The sequence below is a fragment of the Microbacterium sp. Cr-K20 genome (genome assembly GCF_000708325.1).
In the GTDB taxonomy this organism is placed as follows: Bacteria; Actinomycetota; Actinomycetes; order Actinomycetales; family Microbacteriaceae; genus Microbacterium.
The window spans coordinates 1-16,613 of the sequence record NZ_JARE01000043.1; the positions used below are offsets into that span (position 1 = coordinate 1).

Below are 16,613 nucleotides of genomic sequence, written 5' to 3' on the forward strand. Positions count from 1 at the left end.
GCCGGCGCCGACGGGGACCCGGGGATCAGACCGCCGGCACGACCTTCAAGTCGACGGCGAGCGAGTTCGCGAAGCTGATCGTGAGGATCCGGTGCGTTCGGTTCCCGAGGTACGACCGATCCATGGGCGCGTACTTCGCTTCGCGGTCCACACCCCAGTCGATGATGAACCTCATGCCGCCTCGAGTGACCGTGATCCCTCGGGTGACCGTGATGGTCTCCTGTCCGTACGGCGCCGGCGTGCCGTTGGCGAAGACCACCTGGTCGTCGGTGCCGATGATGAGCGGGATGCGCTCGCGTGACGCTCCCGGCGTCGTCAGCGCACGCCTGATCCCATCCGGGCGATGGGTCACATCCGTGGTGACGGCGCCGTCCGCGGTCACGTACCTGGTGGTGAAGGTACCCGTGTATCCGGTCAGGGCATCCGCCGGGATCACAGTGCCCGATGCGCTGGAGCCGGCATGATGCGTCGCCGTCACCGGACCCCGCGATGAAGCCGTCCCGACCGTGTCCGCGACGGTCGTCCAGTCATCCGGACCCGTGCTGTTCACGGTGAGGGCGAGCATCCCCGCGACGGGGTGCCAGAACGCGTTCGTCCCCATCCGCTGGAGCGAGTTCTGCCGCACGCAGTAAAGGCCGGCGGTGTAGTAGCCGGGGCGGCGGACGAACACATACTGCTGATCGAGGGTGCCCTTGCGCAGCTCGGTGAACGTGCTCTCCGCCCGATACCGCAGTGCAGCGACCTGGGCGTCGCGCTGCGCCGCGGGCACCCCGATCGGCGCCTGCGGGACATGCATGTGCAGCCGTGGCGACGAATCCTGCTTCTGTCTCGGGGCCACGGGTGCCGAGGACGAGCCCCACGCGTTTCGCGCCTGCGTCTTCTCCTCCGCGCTCGCGTAGAAGGCACGCAGCGCGGGCACGTGCGGCAGCAGCGTCCGCGCGAGGGCGCTGCGATCCAGATCGTCCACGGGGGTGGTGACGAACGTCGCGACGATGTTGCGCGCACTCGTCCCGGAGAGGATGAAGCCTTCGTTCCGCCCGGGTTCCATGACGACGACGTACCCCCACCACGCGGCGAACCGCTCCGCCAGTTGGATGATCGACGGGTCAGGCAGCCTCTTGTAGAGGGCGCCGAGATCGGGCAGCATCACGTCGAAGTTGTATCCGGCATCCGGCGCGACGGGTTCGTGGAAGAACCCGGCCGGAGCCTGGCCGTCCTTGAGGATGATCTGCAGCCGGTTCGGAACGGAGGCGCTCACCGCGGGCTCGCCGAGGATGTGCGCCGCCTCGACCACTCCGGAGAGGCCGGCGACCACCTGATTGGCGAACTGCACCGGTCGATTCCAATGCGGACGCGAGGTGTCCACGAGCCAGGCCGAGCTCTTGCGGATGGCGTCGCGGATCTGCAGACGGCGGTCGTGGAGCTCGCCCGCGGCGCGAAGGTCCCGGAGGACCGCGGCGAGCGCCACGGTTCCGAATCCGGTCGGCGACAGGTGATGCTCGGTCGGCGAGTACTCCGGGTACGAGCCGTCGGCGTGCTGCAGCGAGAGGTAGTGGCTGAGCGCCGCGTCGAGCCGTCCGAGAAGAGCGGGGTCACGGTAGTACGGGTTCCACGGGCGGTCGTTGGCGTAGAACCACGAGAGCGTCGCGACATGCTCCATGATGCGGGTGTTGTAGGGCTGGTTCGGAGTGCGCCACCAGCCGTCCTCCATCCATCCGTAGTTCGGCGCGACGTCCCGGACGCTGTTGGCGAGCGGGGCGACGATCATCAGGTAGGCGGCCAGCACCTGCTCGTTCGGGGCGAACTGGGAGCGCACCGGCTGCCCGGCGGGGAGCGGCGCGACGAGCGGCAACACCGTGCCGGCCGATGTCGCCAGCGCAGGCGACGCCCCCGAGTTCCCTATGGCGAGCAGCGCCGCGGCGGCGCTCGCACCGACCAGGAAGTTCCTTCGGCTGAGCGCCGGCAGCATCTGCGGGCGGGTCTCATCCTCATGCATCATCTCGACTCCTTCGTCTCTGACCGGGGCATGGTGAGTGGCGACGACGCCCGGTCCGCGTCGTCGCTGTGGGGGAAGTCAGCTCATCCCTTGAGCCCCGTCTGGGCGAGGCCCTGAACGAACTGCTTCTGCGCGATGAGGAACACCACGAGGATCGGGACGACCGTGAGGGACGCTGCGCCGAGCTGCGTGTTCCACATCTGCTCGCCGTAGAAGTCCTGATAGCGGGTGATCGCGAGTCCGAGCGTGAACTTCTCCGGTGTGCGCAGGAAGATGAGCGCCTCGAAGTACATGTTGAACGAGCGCAGGAACGCCATGATCCCGACGGCGGCGATCGCCGGCGTCGCCAACGGGAGGGCGATGCGGAAGAACACCCCGGCCCGTGTGACGCCGTCCAGCCGGGCCGCTTCCTCGTAGTCCTTGGGGAAGCTGAGGAAGTGCTGCCGGAAGATGAACACGGAGACGACCGCGGTCGGCCCGAAGATCGGGAGGATGATGAGCGGCCAGTGGGTGTCGTTGAGCCCCATGGCGTTCACCGCCGTGAAGATCGGGATGATCGTCACCTCGGTCGGCACCATCATCGCCGCGAGCAGCAGGGTGAAGGCCGCGTTGCGCAGCGGGAACCGGATCCGCGCGAAGGCGTAGCCGGCCATCGCCGACAGCAGGATCGACGACACGGTGACGATCGCCGCGATGTACATCGAGTTCCCGTACTGCTGCAGGAACGGCTGGGCGGTGAACACCTGCACGAAGCCGTCGAGGGTCCACTCCCTGGGCAGCAGCGTCGGCGGCTGGAGGAAGATCTCGTTCGCGGGCTTGAAGGACGAGAAGAACATCCACAGGGTCGGATACAGGAACGGCACCGACACCACGACGAGCAGGACGTAGAGCACGACGGTGTTGATCCTGGAGCGGCTGCGGGCCGCCTTCGATGTCTCAGACCTCATCGTGCACCCACTTTCGTCGCGTGGTCCACTGCAGCATCGTCAGGGCCAGGATGATGGCGAACAGCACGACACCGATCGCGCTGGCATAGCCGAACTGCTGGCTGACGAAAGCGGTGCGGTAGAGGAGGAACGGCAGGACGTTGGTCGAATCCCCCGGACCACCTCCGGTGAGCAGCTGCACGGGTGCGAAGACTTCGAGTGAGCCGATCGTGGTGAGGATGCCGGTGAGCAGGATCGTCGGAGCGATCATCGGCACGGTGATGGCCCAGAACGACCGCCACGGCGTCGCACCATCGAGCTGCGCCGCTTCGCGGATCTCCTCCGGCACGCTCTGCAGCGCGGCGAGGAAGAGCACCATGTTCATACCGACTCCCTTGAAGACCTGCACCACGACGAGCGAGATCAGGGAGGTGGAGGGATCAGCCAGCCAATTGGGCCCGTCGATCCCGAGCATCCGGAGCGCTCCGTTGATGCCGCCATCCGGGGCGAGGAGGAACCCCCAGGTCACCGACCAGGCGACGACCGACACCACGACGGGCGAGAAGAAGATCGTGCGGAACCCGGTGATGCCCTTCATCCGCCGATTGAGGAGCACGGCGAGGCTGATGGCGATCACGAGGTTCAGGATGAGGACGCCGGCACTGAACAGCAGGCTCGCGACGACAGAGGCCGAGAAGGTCGGGTCCGCGAAGAGACGCGAGTAGTTGTCGAGCCCGATGAACTCCATGCCGCCGGTGAGCGGACGCCACTCGTTGAAGCTGTACCAGATGACGAAGAGGAAGGGGACGACACCGAGGACGATGACGCCGAGGACCTGGGGCGCGACGAAGGCCACGCCGAGCCAGCGATCCCCGTCAGGACGGGGACGCCGGCTCGGCAGGGCTCTTCGATCGTTCGCCGCGACGGTGCGTGCGGTCACGCGGTCAGCCCTTGAGCGTCGGCGAGATCTGCTCGCAGATGCCGGTGACCGCGGTCTCGACGTCGCCGCCCGACCACACCGGGTCGAGACCCGCACGGACCTTGTCGGAGAACTGGGAGAGCACCGGGTGCTGCGGCTTGACCGAGGCGTCGGGGACCACGTCGATGATCGCCGACTGGATCTCTTCGGGCGAGAGCTTCGGCGCTGCCTGCGAGAGCGTCTCCACGTTGAGCAGGGACTCACGGGGCGGCGGGAAGAACTGCGCGAGGAGCTCGGCGTTCGTGGGGTTGGTCAGGTAGGCGAGGAAGCCTGCCGCCTGATCCTGGTTCTCACTGCGCTCGAGGACGCTCACGCCCGCCTGGCCGACGATCGGGTGGTACCCCTCCGGCCCCGCGGGCAGCGGGAGGAACGACCACTCGAAGCTGTCGTCGAGGCTCCCCGACTGGCTGAGCTGAGCGACGCTGAAGGCGACGTCACCGCTCGCGAATGCAGCGGGCGCCGCGTTGCCGGAGACGGCAGGGATCGCTCCCCTGTCGATCTGGTCCTGATACCACGTGAGGTACTCGATCATCTCGGGAGAGGCGAACTCGCAGGTCGTGCCGTCTTCGGACCACGGCGCGGCGCCCCATGCGTTCCCGAGCATGGTCACGGCACTCCAGTTCGTGGGGTTGAACGTGGGCACGTTCAGCCCTGTCGCTCCCGTCTCGCCGTTCACCGCCGCAGCGATGTCCGCGACCGTGTCCCACGTGTAATCGGGAGTGCCGACGAGCGACTCGACATCCGGCTGGCCCGCGGCCGCGACGAGGTCATCGTTGACGTAGAGCGCGAAGGGGGAGTTCGAGAACGGATACGCGTAGACGCCGCCGTCGTCGTCCTGCCACGGCGCGAGCGCGGCCGGGAGGATGTCGTCGAGGTCGTAGCCGTCGGTGCCCTCCAGGGTTTCGCGCACGTCGTGCAGGATCCCGGAGTCGACGAACTCGGGACCGCTCGCCTCCGGGATCCAGGCGAGATCGGGAACGTCGCCGCCGGCGATCTGCGTCGTCAGCCCGGCGACGTAGTCCGGGTTCGTGACGGGTTCGAAAGTGATCGACGAGACTTCGTCGCCGTGCTCTTCGACGTAGGCATCGCCGATCTCCTGCAGCAGCGCCAGGTGACCTTCGTTGGAGGACCAGAGCGCCATAGTCAGGTCGACGGGGCCTGAGGCGCCGCTGTCGGTACCGGCGCAGGCGCTGAGGGACACCGCCAGAACTCCGGTGAGCGCGATGGCAGCCCCTCGGGATCGGGTAGCTCGCATGAAGTACTCCTTCGGACTCATTGACGCGCCTCGTAGCGCGCTGAAAGAAAAAGTACCAGAACTATCGAGAATATCAAGCAGTATTTTCGATAGCTTGCAGAGGCGCCGTCGATCCCCGCACGACGAGTTCCGTCGCCAGGTCGGTATGGAAGGCCGGCGGTGTCGTGCCGAGCAACAGCTTGTGGGCGACCTCCACCGCGTAGGAGCCCATCGCCTCGGAGGGCTGCCGGATGGTCGTCAGCTGCGGGGCCGTCATCCGCGCGACGAGCTGGTCGTCGAACCCGATGACGCTGAGCTCATCCGGGACGGACACGCCGGCGCGGCGCGCGGCCTCGAGGACTCCGGCGGCCTGCGCGTCGCTCGCCGCGAAGATCGCCGTCACGCGACCCGGTCGACCCAGAAGGGTCTCCGCCGCCTGCAGGCCGGATTCGTAGGTGAAGTCGCCCTCTTCGATGATGTCGTCCCCGGGTTCGATCCCGGCCGAGGCGAGAGCGGCGAGATGTCCGTGCTTGCGAGCGATCGACGCCTGCGTGTCGGAGACTCCGCCGAGGAACCCTATGCGCCGATGCCCGAGCGAGAGCAGATGCTGCGTCGCTGCCATCCCCCCTGCGAAGTTCGTGGCGCCCACGGAATACGAGTCGTTGTCCGGCAGCTGGTAGGTGTCGACCTCGACGAGGGGGACGCCGTTCTTCGCCAGCTTCGCCCGCTCCTGCGTCCTCAGCCGCGACTTCAGCGCGATGACCGCGGTCGGACCGTTGCGCTTGGTCCGCTCGATCCAGCCGGCGGCGGGCGCCCCATCCGGAAGGTCGAGCAGCACGAGCTCGAGCCCGGCCTCGTGCGCCGCACGCATGGTGCCGCGCAGGATCTCGACCGTCAGCGGGGACGACATGCTCGAACTCGCGAGCACGACCACCACCGTCGCCAGATCACTGCGCGAGCGCTGCTTCGGCGACAGGTACTGCTTGTCGCGGAGCACCGACTCCACCCGCACGCGAGTGTCGGCAGCGACGTCGGGCGCCCCGTTCACGACCTTCGAGACGGTGGAGATCGAGACCCCCGCCTCACCCGCCACCTCGGCAAGCGATGGTCGACGCTCCTTCGCGCGCATGGGCACCCCTTCACTCAGTCAGCGTTCTGGAATTCTATGGCGAACGCGTCACCTCTAGAGATTTTACTTGGACATGTTCGAGAAAATTACCTAGAGTTCTCGGGAAAGAAAGGTGTTCTTCCGTGACACGACAGCAGGCCGACCTTCTCATCATCGGCGGTGGCGTCGGCGGCGTCTCCGCCGCCCTCGCCGCTCTGCGCCGCGGCAGATCGGTCATCATGACCGAGCAGACCCCCTGGCTGGGGGGCCAGCTGACGAGTCAGCTCGTACCCAGCGACGAGCACCGACGCATCGAGGCGACGGGTCGCAACCGCAGCTACGCCCAGTTCCGCGACCTCGTCCGGGATCACTACCGGACGTACTACCCGCTCACCGCCGCCGCGAGAGCCGACCGGCATCTCAACCCGGGCGCGGCCTGGGTGAGCCCGCTCAGCGTCGAGCCGAAGGTCATCCTCGCGGTGATCCACGACCTCCTCCGGCCGTACGAGGCCTCCGGCCGACTCGCTCTGATGCTCGAGACCACGCCTGTCGCCGTCCACACCGACGGTGACCGCATCGCCGCGGTGACCGTGCGCGATCGCGAGGGCGTCCCGCGCGAGCTGTCCGCGCCGTTCGTGCTGGATGCGACCGAGCTCGGTGATCTCCTGGAGCTCGGCGGAGTGGAGTACGTCACCGGCCGCGAGGCTCGAGGCGAGACCGGGGAGCCCAGTGCGCCGGAGGCCGGTGACCCGCTCGACATGCAGAGCGTCACCTGGTGCTTCGCGGTCGAACACCTCGCCGGTCAGGATCACACGATCGATCGCCCCGACGACTACGACACCTTCCGCGAGTGGCGGCCGCCGCAGCTCGACGGCGAGAAGATGCTCGGATTCCGACGGGCCGCGCACGACGGCTCCATCGCCCGCGAGTACACGCTGCGGGTGAACGACGACGATGACCCCTTCGCCATCGACGTCGACCACCGCAACATGGACGGCGCCCCGGAACTGTGGAACTACCGCCGCATCGCCGCACGGCGCCAGTTCGAGGACGGCGCCTACGAGAGCGACATCGTCATCGTGAACTGGCCGATGAACGACTACGTCGGGGGCCCGCTCTTCGGCGTCGACGACGCCGCCGTCCACTGGGATCGTTCGAAGGCGCTGAGTCGATCGCTGCTCTACTGGCTGCAGACGGAGGCTCCTCGACCCGATGGCGGTGTCGGCTGGCCGGGGCTCCGCCTCGCGCCACAGGTCACGGGGACGCCCGACGGGTTCGCGATGATGCCCTACTTCCGCGAATCCCGTCGCATCCGGGCCGAGCGGACGATCCTCGAGCAGGACTTCGACCGCGATCTCCGCGACGGAAGGGGCGCCGAGCGCTATCCCGACACCGTGGGGGTCGGCCACTACTACTGGATCGACCGGCACGCCACGACCGGCGGCAGCGCCGGTGGCGGCGGGCTCCCGGAGCCGTTCGAGATCCCGCTCGGCGCCCTTCTGCCGCAGCGCGTGCGCAACCTCCTCCCCTCGGCGAAGAACATCGGCACGACGCACATCTCGAACGGCAGCTACCGGCTGCAGCCCGTCGAATGGTCAGTGGGCGAGGCAGTGGGGGCCCTCGCCTCGTACTGCCTCGACCACGGCGTCGAGCCGTCGACGGTGCGCGCGGATGCGCGGCACCTCGACGACTTCCAGCGCGACCTCGAGCGCGGAGGCGTGCAGCTGCGGTGGGACCCCGCTCTTCGCTGGTAGACCGCCGTCGACGGATCAGGCCTCGGTCGGCGCAGGACCGGTCGAGGCCCTGATCTGCAGCATCGGTGTCGCCTCCTGGTAGACGGCCGGCTCCGCACCGTCGATGACGTCGAGCAGGCGTCGGGCGGCCTCTGCGCCGAGGGCGACCACATCGTGGCTGAGCGCCGTCAACCCCGGCGTCACGAGTCGGCAGAGCAGCGAGTCGTCCCACGCGATGATCGACACATCGCCGGGAACGGACAGTCCCCGCTGATGCGCCGTGGTCAGGGCGGCTACGGCCATGATGTCGTTGTCGAAGATCAACCCCGTCGGCGGGCGCGGCGACGAGAGCACGGCGCGCGTGGCGACCGCACCGGCATCCTCCGAGAGATCACTGCGGACGATGTCATGGTCGAGGCCGCACGCACGGGCGGCCTGGTCGAACGCGTCATCGCGGATGGCCGTGTACGCATACCGTCGGGGCGCCGCGACCCGGGTGATGCGACGATGCCCGAGAGCAGCGAGATGCTCGACGGCCTGTCTCGTCGCGGCGGCGTCGTCCGTCCACACGGTCGTCAGGCCGACCGCAGCGCTCGGATCGCCCACCGCGACCGCGGGGACACCGGCTTCCCTGACGACGGCGATCCGCTGATCGTGTGGCCTCAGGTCGGTGAGGAGGACGCCGTCCACACGCCGCGAACCGCGCCAACGCCGGATCGCCTCGACCTCGGCGTCCGCATCAGCGGCGACCTCGAGCAGAAGACCACGGGAGCGCACGGTGAGCGCCGACTCCACTCCCGCGATGAACTGCATGTAGAACGGCTCGACGGAGAGATCACGAGGATCCTTCGTGAGCACCAGACCGATCGTGTCCGCACCGGCACCCGCCAGGGCACGCGCGGCGCTCGCCGGCGACCAGCCGAGCCGGGCCGCCACTTCGAGCACCCGTTCCCGCGTGGCCTCGGAGATCCCCGGACGACCGTTGAGGGCATAGGAGACGCTCGCGGTCGACGTCTGCGCCTCGCGCGCGACATCGGCGATCGTGACCCGCCGGGCCCGCGCAGCGCTCGTCATCACCGATGCAGCTCCCGTCAGTCGGGATCGATGATATCCCGCAGCGAGGAGACGACGAACGCCTCCCGCACCGAGTCGGGATCGAGCGGCTCCGGCGCGCGGACGCGGAAGATCGCGGTCTCCCCCGGGAGCACGGTGGTGAAGCCCCGATCGACCGTCGCGTCAGGATGGAGGCGATCCGGCTGGACGAGGACGTCGCGCGCGAGGAGACGCGAGCGGACGCTGATGTCCACACCACCGGCGACGACGGCGACGGCGACTTCCAGCGGTGCGTGAGCGTGCGCGCCACTCGGCGGAGCGAAATGCCAGAGGGCTCGCTGGTCGTCGACGGTGGCGACCACGAACTCCTCCGCCGGATCCCGCGGCTCGGCGATGATCGGCGGCAGCTCGATGCGGGCCACCGAGCGCGGAGGCACGGAGAGCGGGAGCGACTGCTCCGCTGTAGCCATCCCATCGGCCCGCCGCCGCGTGAGTCCCACCGTGGAGTGCCACGCCTCGTCGTCGTCGTTGATGACGCACAGTTCGAGCCCGCCGTCCCGCGGCTCGATCGTCAGCACGCGCGGTGCGTACATGTCGCGCAGGGCGAAGTAGAGCGGCTTGCATCGGCCCGCGCTGTCGATCGCCGACCAGGACGTCACCGGCCACAGGTCGTTGAGCTGCCACACGATCGTGCCCGAGGTGCGCGGCCAACTCGCGCGCCAGTGCAGCACGCCGGTGCGGACGGCCTCGACCTGCATCCACTGCGTCTGCAGATGCCACCGGTCGAAGTCGTCCGTCGGCGGGAGGTGGCGGGCGAGATTGCGGGCGAGCTTCGCGTGCCCGTCGATGGCCTTCTGATGGTGCCGGACGTTCTCGGAGTCGAGACGAAGATCGGGGTCCGAGACCGCATCGCGCAACGTCCGCCAGGCGGCTGCACCCTGCCAACCGAACTCGGAGACGAAACGCGGAGAGCTGTGGCGGTAGACCGAGTAGTCGTCTTCGTTCCAGGCATCCCAGGAATGGAAGGTCTGGTGATCCGGGTCGTTCGGATCGTGAACCCCGCTGCCCGACCAGGGACTCCCCTCCGTGTAGGGACGGGTCGGGTCGAGCTCGCGGACGAGGTCCGGCAGCCACTCCAGGTAGTACCGCTCACCCCAGGTGAGCTCTCCGCCCGGCTGCGATGCCCAATCCTTATCCAGGCGCATCCAGAGGTTCTCGTTGTTCCCGTTCCAGAGGGCGAGGCTCGGGTGAGAGCTGAGCCGCACGATGTTCTCGCGGGCTTCGGCCAGCACCTCTGCCCTGATCGGCTCCTCCTCGGGATAGGCGGCGCAGGCGAAGAGGAAGTCCTGCCACACGAGCAGGCCGAGCTCATCGCACCCGGAGTAGAACGCCTCGCTCTCGTAGACGCCTCCGCCCCACACCCGGACGAGGTTCACATTGGCCTCCGCCGCCTGCTCCAGGCGCGTGCGGACGCGGTCGTCGACATCCTCCCCGGGGAAGACGCTCTCGGGAATCCAGTTCACGCCCTTGATGAACATCGGGCGGTCGTTGACCGTGACGACGAACGGCGTGCCGTGCGCATCGGGGGTCCGATCGACGACGACGGTCCGGAAGCCGACCCGCGTGCGGTGTTCGTCGAGCCGCTCGCGCTCCGACCAGAGTGAGACCTCGACCGAGTACAGGTGGGGTTCGCCGAGTCCGCGCGGGTGCCACCGCTGCACATCGGGAACGGCGACCACGATGGTCGCCGACTCTTCACCCGGCGGCACCTCGGCATGAACGGCCTGCCCCGCGATCTCTATCTCGAGATGCAGCGGGAGGCTCGCGCCGGAGGCCGTTCGCTCGAGGTCGATGTGAGCGGTGAGGATGCCGGTCTGCTCGAAGACGTCGACCAACGGACGGACCGCGGCGATCCGCGCCGTGCTCCAGCTCTCGATCCTGACGTCACGCCACAGCCCGCATCCGGGAAGGGTCGGCCCCCAGTCCCAGCCGAAGCTGCTGGCCATCTTCCGGATGAATGCGAACGGCTGCGGGTAGGCGCTGGGGCGCGCGCCGAGCGCACGTTCCTGCTGCTCGGCATACGTGTATGCGGAGGTGAAGCAGACATCGACGCTGTTCTCCGCCTCGATCGCCGCCGTCACGTCGAACCGGTACGCACGATGCATGTTCCGCGTCTGTCCGACGGTTCGCCCGTTGACGGCGATCGACGCGATGGTGTCCACGCCGTCGAAGACGAGGTCCACCCGCTCCGTGTTGCCGTCCAGGGAAAAGGTGCGATTCAGGCGCCAGTCGCATCGAGCGACCCAGGACACGGCCTCCTCATTCCGGTCGACGAAGGGGTCGGGAATGAGGTCTGCGTTCCGCAGATCGAGATGGATCGCCCCGGGCACCTGCGCGGCGACGGCCCTCCCGACGAGCGGCGCGGCCTCTTCCGGGACAGGGGTGTCCCCCTCGGCGTCGACCGTCCAACTCCACTGTCCTGCCAGATCCGACGTCGTACGCATGCGGAGTCCTCCTCGCTGATTCGTGAGGAGTCCACTGTAACCTAAGCGCTTAAGTAACTGGTTCCCGTACTGCCCCCGCGCCCTGCGGCGGCGGTGCGAATGGTCCCACTACACCGCGAAGATCCGCCACGACGCCGCGTGCGTCACCCCGGCGTCCAGTGTCACGAGATCCACGCCGGAGTTGAACGCGTCGGGCGGGCACGTCATCGGCTCGACCGCGAGGCCGATGCGGTGAGTGTCCGCGACGGCGGGAGTGTCGGCGGTGTGCACCTGCACCCACGGGCAGCGCTCGTCCCACGCCATCCCCACGCCGCGACCGTCGGCAGCCGTCAGCCGCACCTCGGCCAGACCGCCGTCGCGGGCCAGGCCGGTGAAGGCGTGATCGATGAAGACGTCGCCGATGGGGCGCGCCGAGCGGAAGTCCCACTCCGGATGTTGCGACACCGGCTCCACCCCGACCGGGCTCAGCCGATCGGGGGTGACCGTGAGCACCTCGGATGCCGGGAGCAGCAGGGTCCAGTCGTCGACGCCGCCCTGGCCGGCCACGAGATACGGGTGCGGACCGGTGCCCCAGGGCGCGGCATCCGCCCCGACGTTGTGCGCGGTCACCGTCTGCTGCAGCCCCTCGGCGTCGAGCCGGTACTCGACCTCGACCTCGACACGGAACGGGTACCCGGTCTGCGGCAGGATCACGGCGGCCAGCACGACCCGGTCGTCGAGCACCAGACGGTCTTCGAACTCGACCCAGGCGAGCAGCCCGTGCAGCGCATGCGCGCGTTCCGGCTCGGTGAGCGCCAACTGGTGCCGCTCTCCGCCGAACGAGTAGCGTCCATCGACGATGCGGTTCGGCCACGGGGCCAGCGTCACGCCGCGGTAGCCGGGGCGCACGGCATCCGCGTCGAACGGCACGACGAGGTCGCGCTCTTCGAACGTGAGCGTCCGCAGCGTCGCGCCGATGCTGGCGATCGCGGCCTCGTACCCGTACGAGGCGATCCGCAGCTGGCGGCCGGAGCGCGGCATCGTCGTCACAGGCCCTGAGCCAGCCGGTAGTAGGCCTGGTTCCAGCGGACCTGCTTCTGAAACTCGGGCAGCGTGGTGCTGTCGTCGATCACGAGCAGCTCGACCTCGGCCATCTCGGCGAAGTCGCGGAACGCCTCGATCCCGACCGCGGTCGACATGACCGTGTGGTGGGCGGCACCGGCGGTGAGCCAGGCGGCGGCGCTCGTGGTGAAGTCGGGCTGCGGCTTCCAGACCGCGCGTCCGACCGGGAGCTTGGGCAGCGCGGCCCGCGGCGGCACGTTCTCGACCACGTTCGCGGTGAGGCGGAAACGATCGCGCATGTCGCTCAGCGCCACCACGACGGCGGGGCCGGGGTCGGCCGTGAAGACCAGGCGCACCGGGTCGTCCTTGCCGCCGATGCCGAGCGGGTGGATCTCGAGCGTCGGCTTCGCGGAGGTCAGCGACGGGGAGACCTCGAGCATGTGCGCACCGAGGATCAGCTCGTCGCCCGGGGTCATGTCGTAGGTGTAGTCCTCCATCAGGCTCGCGCCGCCGGGCAGACCCGCACCCATCACGTTCGCGATGCGCACGAGCACGGCGGTCTTCCAGTCGCCCTCGGCACCGAAGCCGTAGCCCTCGGCCATCAGCCGCTGCACCGCGAGACCGGGCAGCTGCTTCAGTGCACCGAGGTCTTCGAACGACGTCGTGAACGCACCGAAGCCGCCCTCTTCGAGGAACGACCGCAGCCCGATCTCGATCGCCGCACCGTCACGCAGCGACCCGTGCCGCTCGCCACCGCGCCGCAGCTCGGGAACGACCTCGTACAGCTCCTCGTACTCGGCGACGAGCGCGTCGATGTCGGAGGCGGATGCCGCGGCCACGGCTTCTGCCAGCTCGTTCACGCCCCACGTGTTCACCTGCACGCCGAACCGCAGCTCGGCCTCGGTCTTGTCGCCCTCGGTCACCGCGACGAAGCGCATGTTGTCACCGAAGCGCGCGAGCTTCAGGTCGCGGGAGGCCGCGAGCCCCGCCGCCGCGCGCTGCCAGGTGCCGAGCTCGCTGAGCAGGCGCGGGTCGGACGCATGCCCGACGATGGTCTTGCGCGGTACACCCAGGCGCGTCTGGATGTATCCGAACTCGCGGTCGCCGTGCGCCGCCTGGTTCAGGTTCATGAAGTCGAAGTCGATGTCGGCCCAGGGCAGCTCGACGTTGGCCTGCGTGTGCAGATGCGCGAGCGGCTTCTGCAGCGCGTCGAGTCCGGCGATCCACATCTTCGCCGGGCTGAACGTGTGCATCCACGCCACGAGACCGATCACGCGGTCGTCGGCGTTGGCCTCCAGTGCGGTGCGCTTGATGGCCGCGGCATCCGTCAGCACCGGCTTCCAGACGATCCGGACCGGAACCTCGGGCGACTCGTCGAGCAGTCGCGCGATCTCCTGCGACTGCGCCGCGACCTGCGCGAGCGTCTCAGGACCGTAGAGGTGCTGGCTGCCGGTGAGGAACCAGACCTCGTAGCCGTCGAGGGAGGTGGTGAGCGGAGTGCGGGTCATGAACGGTCCTTACAGGGATTCGACGGCGGCGGCCTCGATGGCCAGGCCCGCTCGGTAGCGGTCGAGATAGGCGGAGAACCCGGCGACATCGGCCGGGTCGGGGTCGGCGGTGCTGAGGGACGCCGTGGCGAAGACGTGCTGAGCGAGGTAGTCCGCCAGCGAGAGGTCGTCGGCATGGGCGAGGTACGAGGCGAGCACGGCGATGCCCCACGCGCCACCCTCCGCGGCGAGCTCGCCGACCGCGACCGGAGCATCGAGCGCCCCGGCGAGGAAGCGCTGGGCGACCCCGGCGGTGCGGAACATGCCTCCGTGCGCGAACATCCGATCGAGCTGCACGCCCTCCGCCCCGAGCACCTGCATACCGAGCGCGAGCGTGCCGAACACGCCGTAGACCTGGGAACGCATGAAGTTCGCGAGCGTGAGCGCGCTGTCCGGAGTGCGCACGAACAGCGGACGCCCCTCGATCAGACCGGCGATCGGCTCGCCGGCGAGGTGGTTGTAGGCGAGGAGGCCACCGGCATCCGGCTCACCCTCGAGCGCCTCGCGGAACAGGACGTCGAACGCGGCATCGTCGTCGATCGGCTGACCGGCCGCGGCGGCGAAGCGCGTGAACAGACCCGCCCAGGCCGCGAGCTCGCTGGCGCCGTTGTTGCAGTGCACCATGGCCACGGCGTCGCCCGCCGGAGTGGTCACGAGGTCGAGCTCATGGTGCACCTCGGCCAGCGGATGCTCCAGCACGACCATCGCGAAGATGCTCGTGCCCGCGCTCACGTTGCCGGTCCGCGGCGCAACCGAGTTCGTCGCGACCATGCCCGTGCCCGCGTCACCCTCCGGCGGACAGAGCGGGACGCCGGCGCGCAGTGCGCCGCTCGGGTCGAGGAGGGCGGCACCGTCGGTGGTGAGGGTGCCGGCTACGGCCCCGGCGGGGAGCACGCTCGGCAGGAGCTGGGCGACAGGGGTGGGCAGTCGCCCGCCGACGAGGGTGTCGTAGGCGTGCAGCATCCGCGCGTCGTAGTCACCGGTCGCGGCGTCGATCGGGAACATGCCCGAGGCGTCGCCGACCCCGAGCACCCGCTCGCCGGTGAGGCGGTGGTGCACGTAGCCGGCGAGGGTGTTCACGCTCGCGATCCGGGCGAGATGCGGCTCGGCGTCGAGCACGGCCTGGTGCAGGTGCGCGATCGACCAGCGCAGCGGGATGTTCACGCCGAACAGCTCGCCCAGCTCGGCGGAGGCCGCGCCCGTGCTGGTGTTGCGCCAGGTGCGGAACGGCACGAGCAGCTCGCCGGACGCGTCGAACGCCAGGTAGCCGTGCATCATGGCCGAGACCCCGATGGCGCCGAACGTGTCGGGACGGATGCCGTGGCGCTCCTGCGCATCGTCGACCAGAGCCGCATACGCCGCCTGGAGGCCGCTCCACACCTCGTCGATCGCGTAGGTCCAGCGGCCGTCTTCGAGGCGGTTCTCCCACGAGAACGAGCCTGTGGCGAGGACCTCGGTCGCATCGGACCCGATCAGGCAGGCCTTGATGCGGGTCGAGCCCAGCTCGATGCCGAGGCTCGTGCGCCCCTCGCGGATGTCGTCGACCGCACTCATCGGCGGGTGTCCTCGGACTGGCCGTAGACGTTCTGATATCGGTCGAACAGGCTGTCGATCGCGGCCTGCGGAATGGGGATGAGCGGTCCCGCCTCGCGGGCGAGGTGCACGGTGCGGGCGACGTCCTCGACCATGACCGCCGCCTTCACGGCATCCTCCGCATCCGCGCCGATCGTGAACGGACCGTGGTTCTGCATGAGCACCGCGCGGGAGCGGTGACCGCGGAGCGTCTCGACGATGCCGCGTCCGATCGAGTCGTCGCCGATGATCGCGAAGGGGCCGATCGGGACGGGTCCGCCGAACTCGTCGGCCATCGCGGTGATGACGCAGGGGATCTCCTCGCCCCGCGCCGCCCAGGCGACGGCGTACGTCGAGTGTGTGTGCACGACCCCGCCGACGGTCGGCATGTGCCGGTAGACATAGGCGTGCGCCGCGGTGTCGCTCGACGGGGAGCGGTCGCTGCCGGGCGTGCCGGGGATCACGTTCCCGTCGAGGTCGCACAGGATCATGTTCGAGGCGGTGAGGTCGTCGTAGCTCACACCGCTGGGCTTGATCACGAAGAGGTCGGCGCCGGGCACGCGGCCCGAGATGTTGCCGCCGGTCCAGACGACCAGTCCGTAGCGGACCAGTTCGCCGTGCAGACGGGCCACATCCGCGCGGACGGTCGCGATCGCGTGCTCGATGTCGGGTTCGAAGGTGGGGGCGTCGTCGCTCACAGCTGCCTCTGGGTTCGCATCCGGCCACTGTGACCGGTCACGGAAGTCTGACACGGGAGCTCGCGGCCCGTCAAGGCTCGCCCCCTGCCCCGCCCCTTCCTCTCGCCGGGTGCACGGGAAGCTGCCGAGCGCGCCGGAAGTTCACGCCAGCAAGCCGTGCACTCGACAACAGGCCGTGCACTCGGCGACGGGGAGCGGGCGGGGAGCGGGCGGGGAGCGGGC

The 16,613-nt window shown here is 69.1% G+C and carries 12 protein-coding genes; 1 reads left to right on the plus strand and 11 read right to left on the minus strand.

The features are described from left to right. Positions 1–25 precede the first annotated feature (25 nt). The 5 genes from GZ67_RS0106890 to GZ67_RS0106910 form a co-directional block, all read right to left on the minus strand. Positions 26–1,999 carry a twin-arginine translocation signal domain-containing protein gene (locus GZ67_RS0106890; protein ID WP_029264438.1) on the minus strand — a complete coding sequence of 658 codons (1,974 nt, stop codon included), beginning with the start codon at positions 1,997–1,999 and terminating at the stop codon, positions 26–28. A gap of 80 nt (positions 2,000–2,079) precedes the next feature. Further along, positions 2,080–2,943 (minus strand): carbohydrate ABC transporter permease, encoded by an 864-nt coding sequence (locus GZ67_RS0106895; RefSeq protein WP_081859916.1) that lies wholly within the window; start codon positions 2,941–2,943, stop codon positions 2,080–2,082. Then, complete coding sequence (locus tag GZ67_RS0106900; protein WP_081859917.1) at positions 2,933–3,862, minus strand: carbohydrate ABC transporter permease; 930 nt, start codon at positions 3,860–3,862, stop codon at positions 2,933–2,935. The genes GZ67_RS0106895 and GZ67_RS0106900 overlap by 11 nt, the downstream gene beginning before the upstream one ends. A gap of 4 nt (positions 3,863–3,866) precedes the next feature. After that, entirely contained in the window at positions 3,867–5,156 is a 1,290-nt protein-coding gene (locus tag GZ67_RS0106905) for an ABC transporter substrate-binding protein (RefSeq protein WP_029264435.1), read from the minus strand. A gap of 73 nt (positions 5,157–5,229) precedes the next feature. Continuing rightward, positions 5,230–6,264 carry a LacI family DNA-binding transcriptional regulator gene (locus tag GZ67_RS0106910; protein ID WP_029264434.1) on the minus strand — a complete coding sequence of 345 codons (1,035 nt, stop codon included), beginning with the start codon at positions 6,262–6,264 and terminating at the stop codon, positions 5,230–5,232. A 122-nt stretch (positions 6,265–6,386) separates the two neighbouring features. On the opposite strand from GZ67_RS0106910, the gene GZ67_RS0106915 reads away from it, so the two are divergent. Beyond that, on the plus strand, positions 6,387–7,997 hold the full coding sequence (locus tag GZ67_RS0106915; protein WP_029264433.1) for an FAD-dependent oxidoreductase: 1,611 nt from the start codon (positions 6,387–6,389) through the stop codon (positions 7,995–7,997). A 15-nt stretch (positions 7,998–8,012) separates the two neighbouring features. Here the strand turns inward: GZ67_RS0106915 and GZ67_RS0106920 are convergent, their stop codons facing one another. The 6 genes from GZ67_RS0106920 to GZ67_RS0106945 form a co-directional block, all read right to left on the minus strand. Next, positions 8,013–9,050 (minus strand): LacI family DNA-binding transcriptional regulator, encoded by a 1,038-nt coding sequence (locus GZ67_RS0106920; protein ID WP_029264432.1) that lies wholly within the window; start codon positions 9,048–9,050, stop codon positions 8,013–8,015. A gap of 17 nt (positions 9,051–9,067) precedes the next feature. Then, complete coding sequence (locus tag GZ67_RS0106925; protein WP_029264431.1) at positions 9,068–11,533, minus strand: glycoside hydrolase family 2 protein; 2,466 nt, start codon at positions 11,531–11,533, stop codon at positions 9,068–9,070. A 108-nt stretch (positions 11,534–11,641) separates the two neighbouring features. Next, a complete protein-coding gene (locus tag GZ67_RS0106930; RefSeq protein ID WP_029264430.1) occupies positions 11,642–12,553 on the minus strand; it encodes an aldose 1-epimerase family protein in 912 nt (303 codons plus the stop codon). A 5-nt stretch (positions 12,554–12,558) separates the two neighbouring features. After that, a complete protein-coding gene (araA, locus tag GZ67_RS0106935) occupies positions 12,559–14,082 on the minus strand; it encodes an L-arabinose isomerase (protein ID WP_029264429.1) in 1,524 nt (507 codons plus the stop codon). A gap of 9 nt (positions 14,083–14,091) precedes the next feature. Beyond that, positions 14,092–15,675, minus strand: coding sequence for a xylulokinase (locus GZ67_RS0106940; RefSeq protein WP_029264428.1), 1,584 nt, complete (start codon positions 15,673–15,675; stop codon positions 14,092–14,094). Beyond that, on the minus strand, positions 15,672–16,391 hold the full coding sequence (locus tag GZ67_RS0106945) for an L-ribulose-5-phosphate 4-epimerase (RefSeq protein WP_029264427.1): 720 nt from the start codon (positions 16,389–16,391) through the stop codon (positions 15,672–15,674). The genes GZ67_RS0106940 and GZ67_RS0106945 overlap by 4 nt, the downstream gene beginning before the upstream one ends. Positions 16,392–16,613 lie beyond the last annotated feature (222 nt).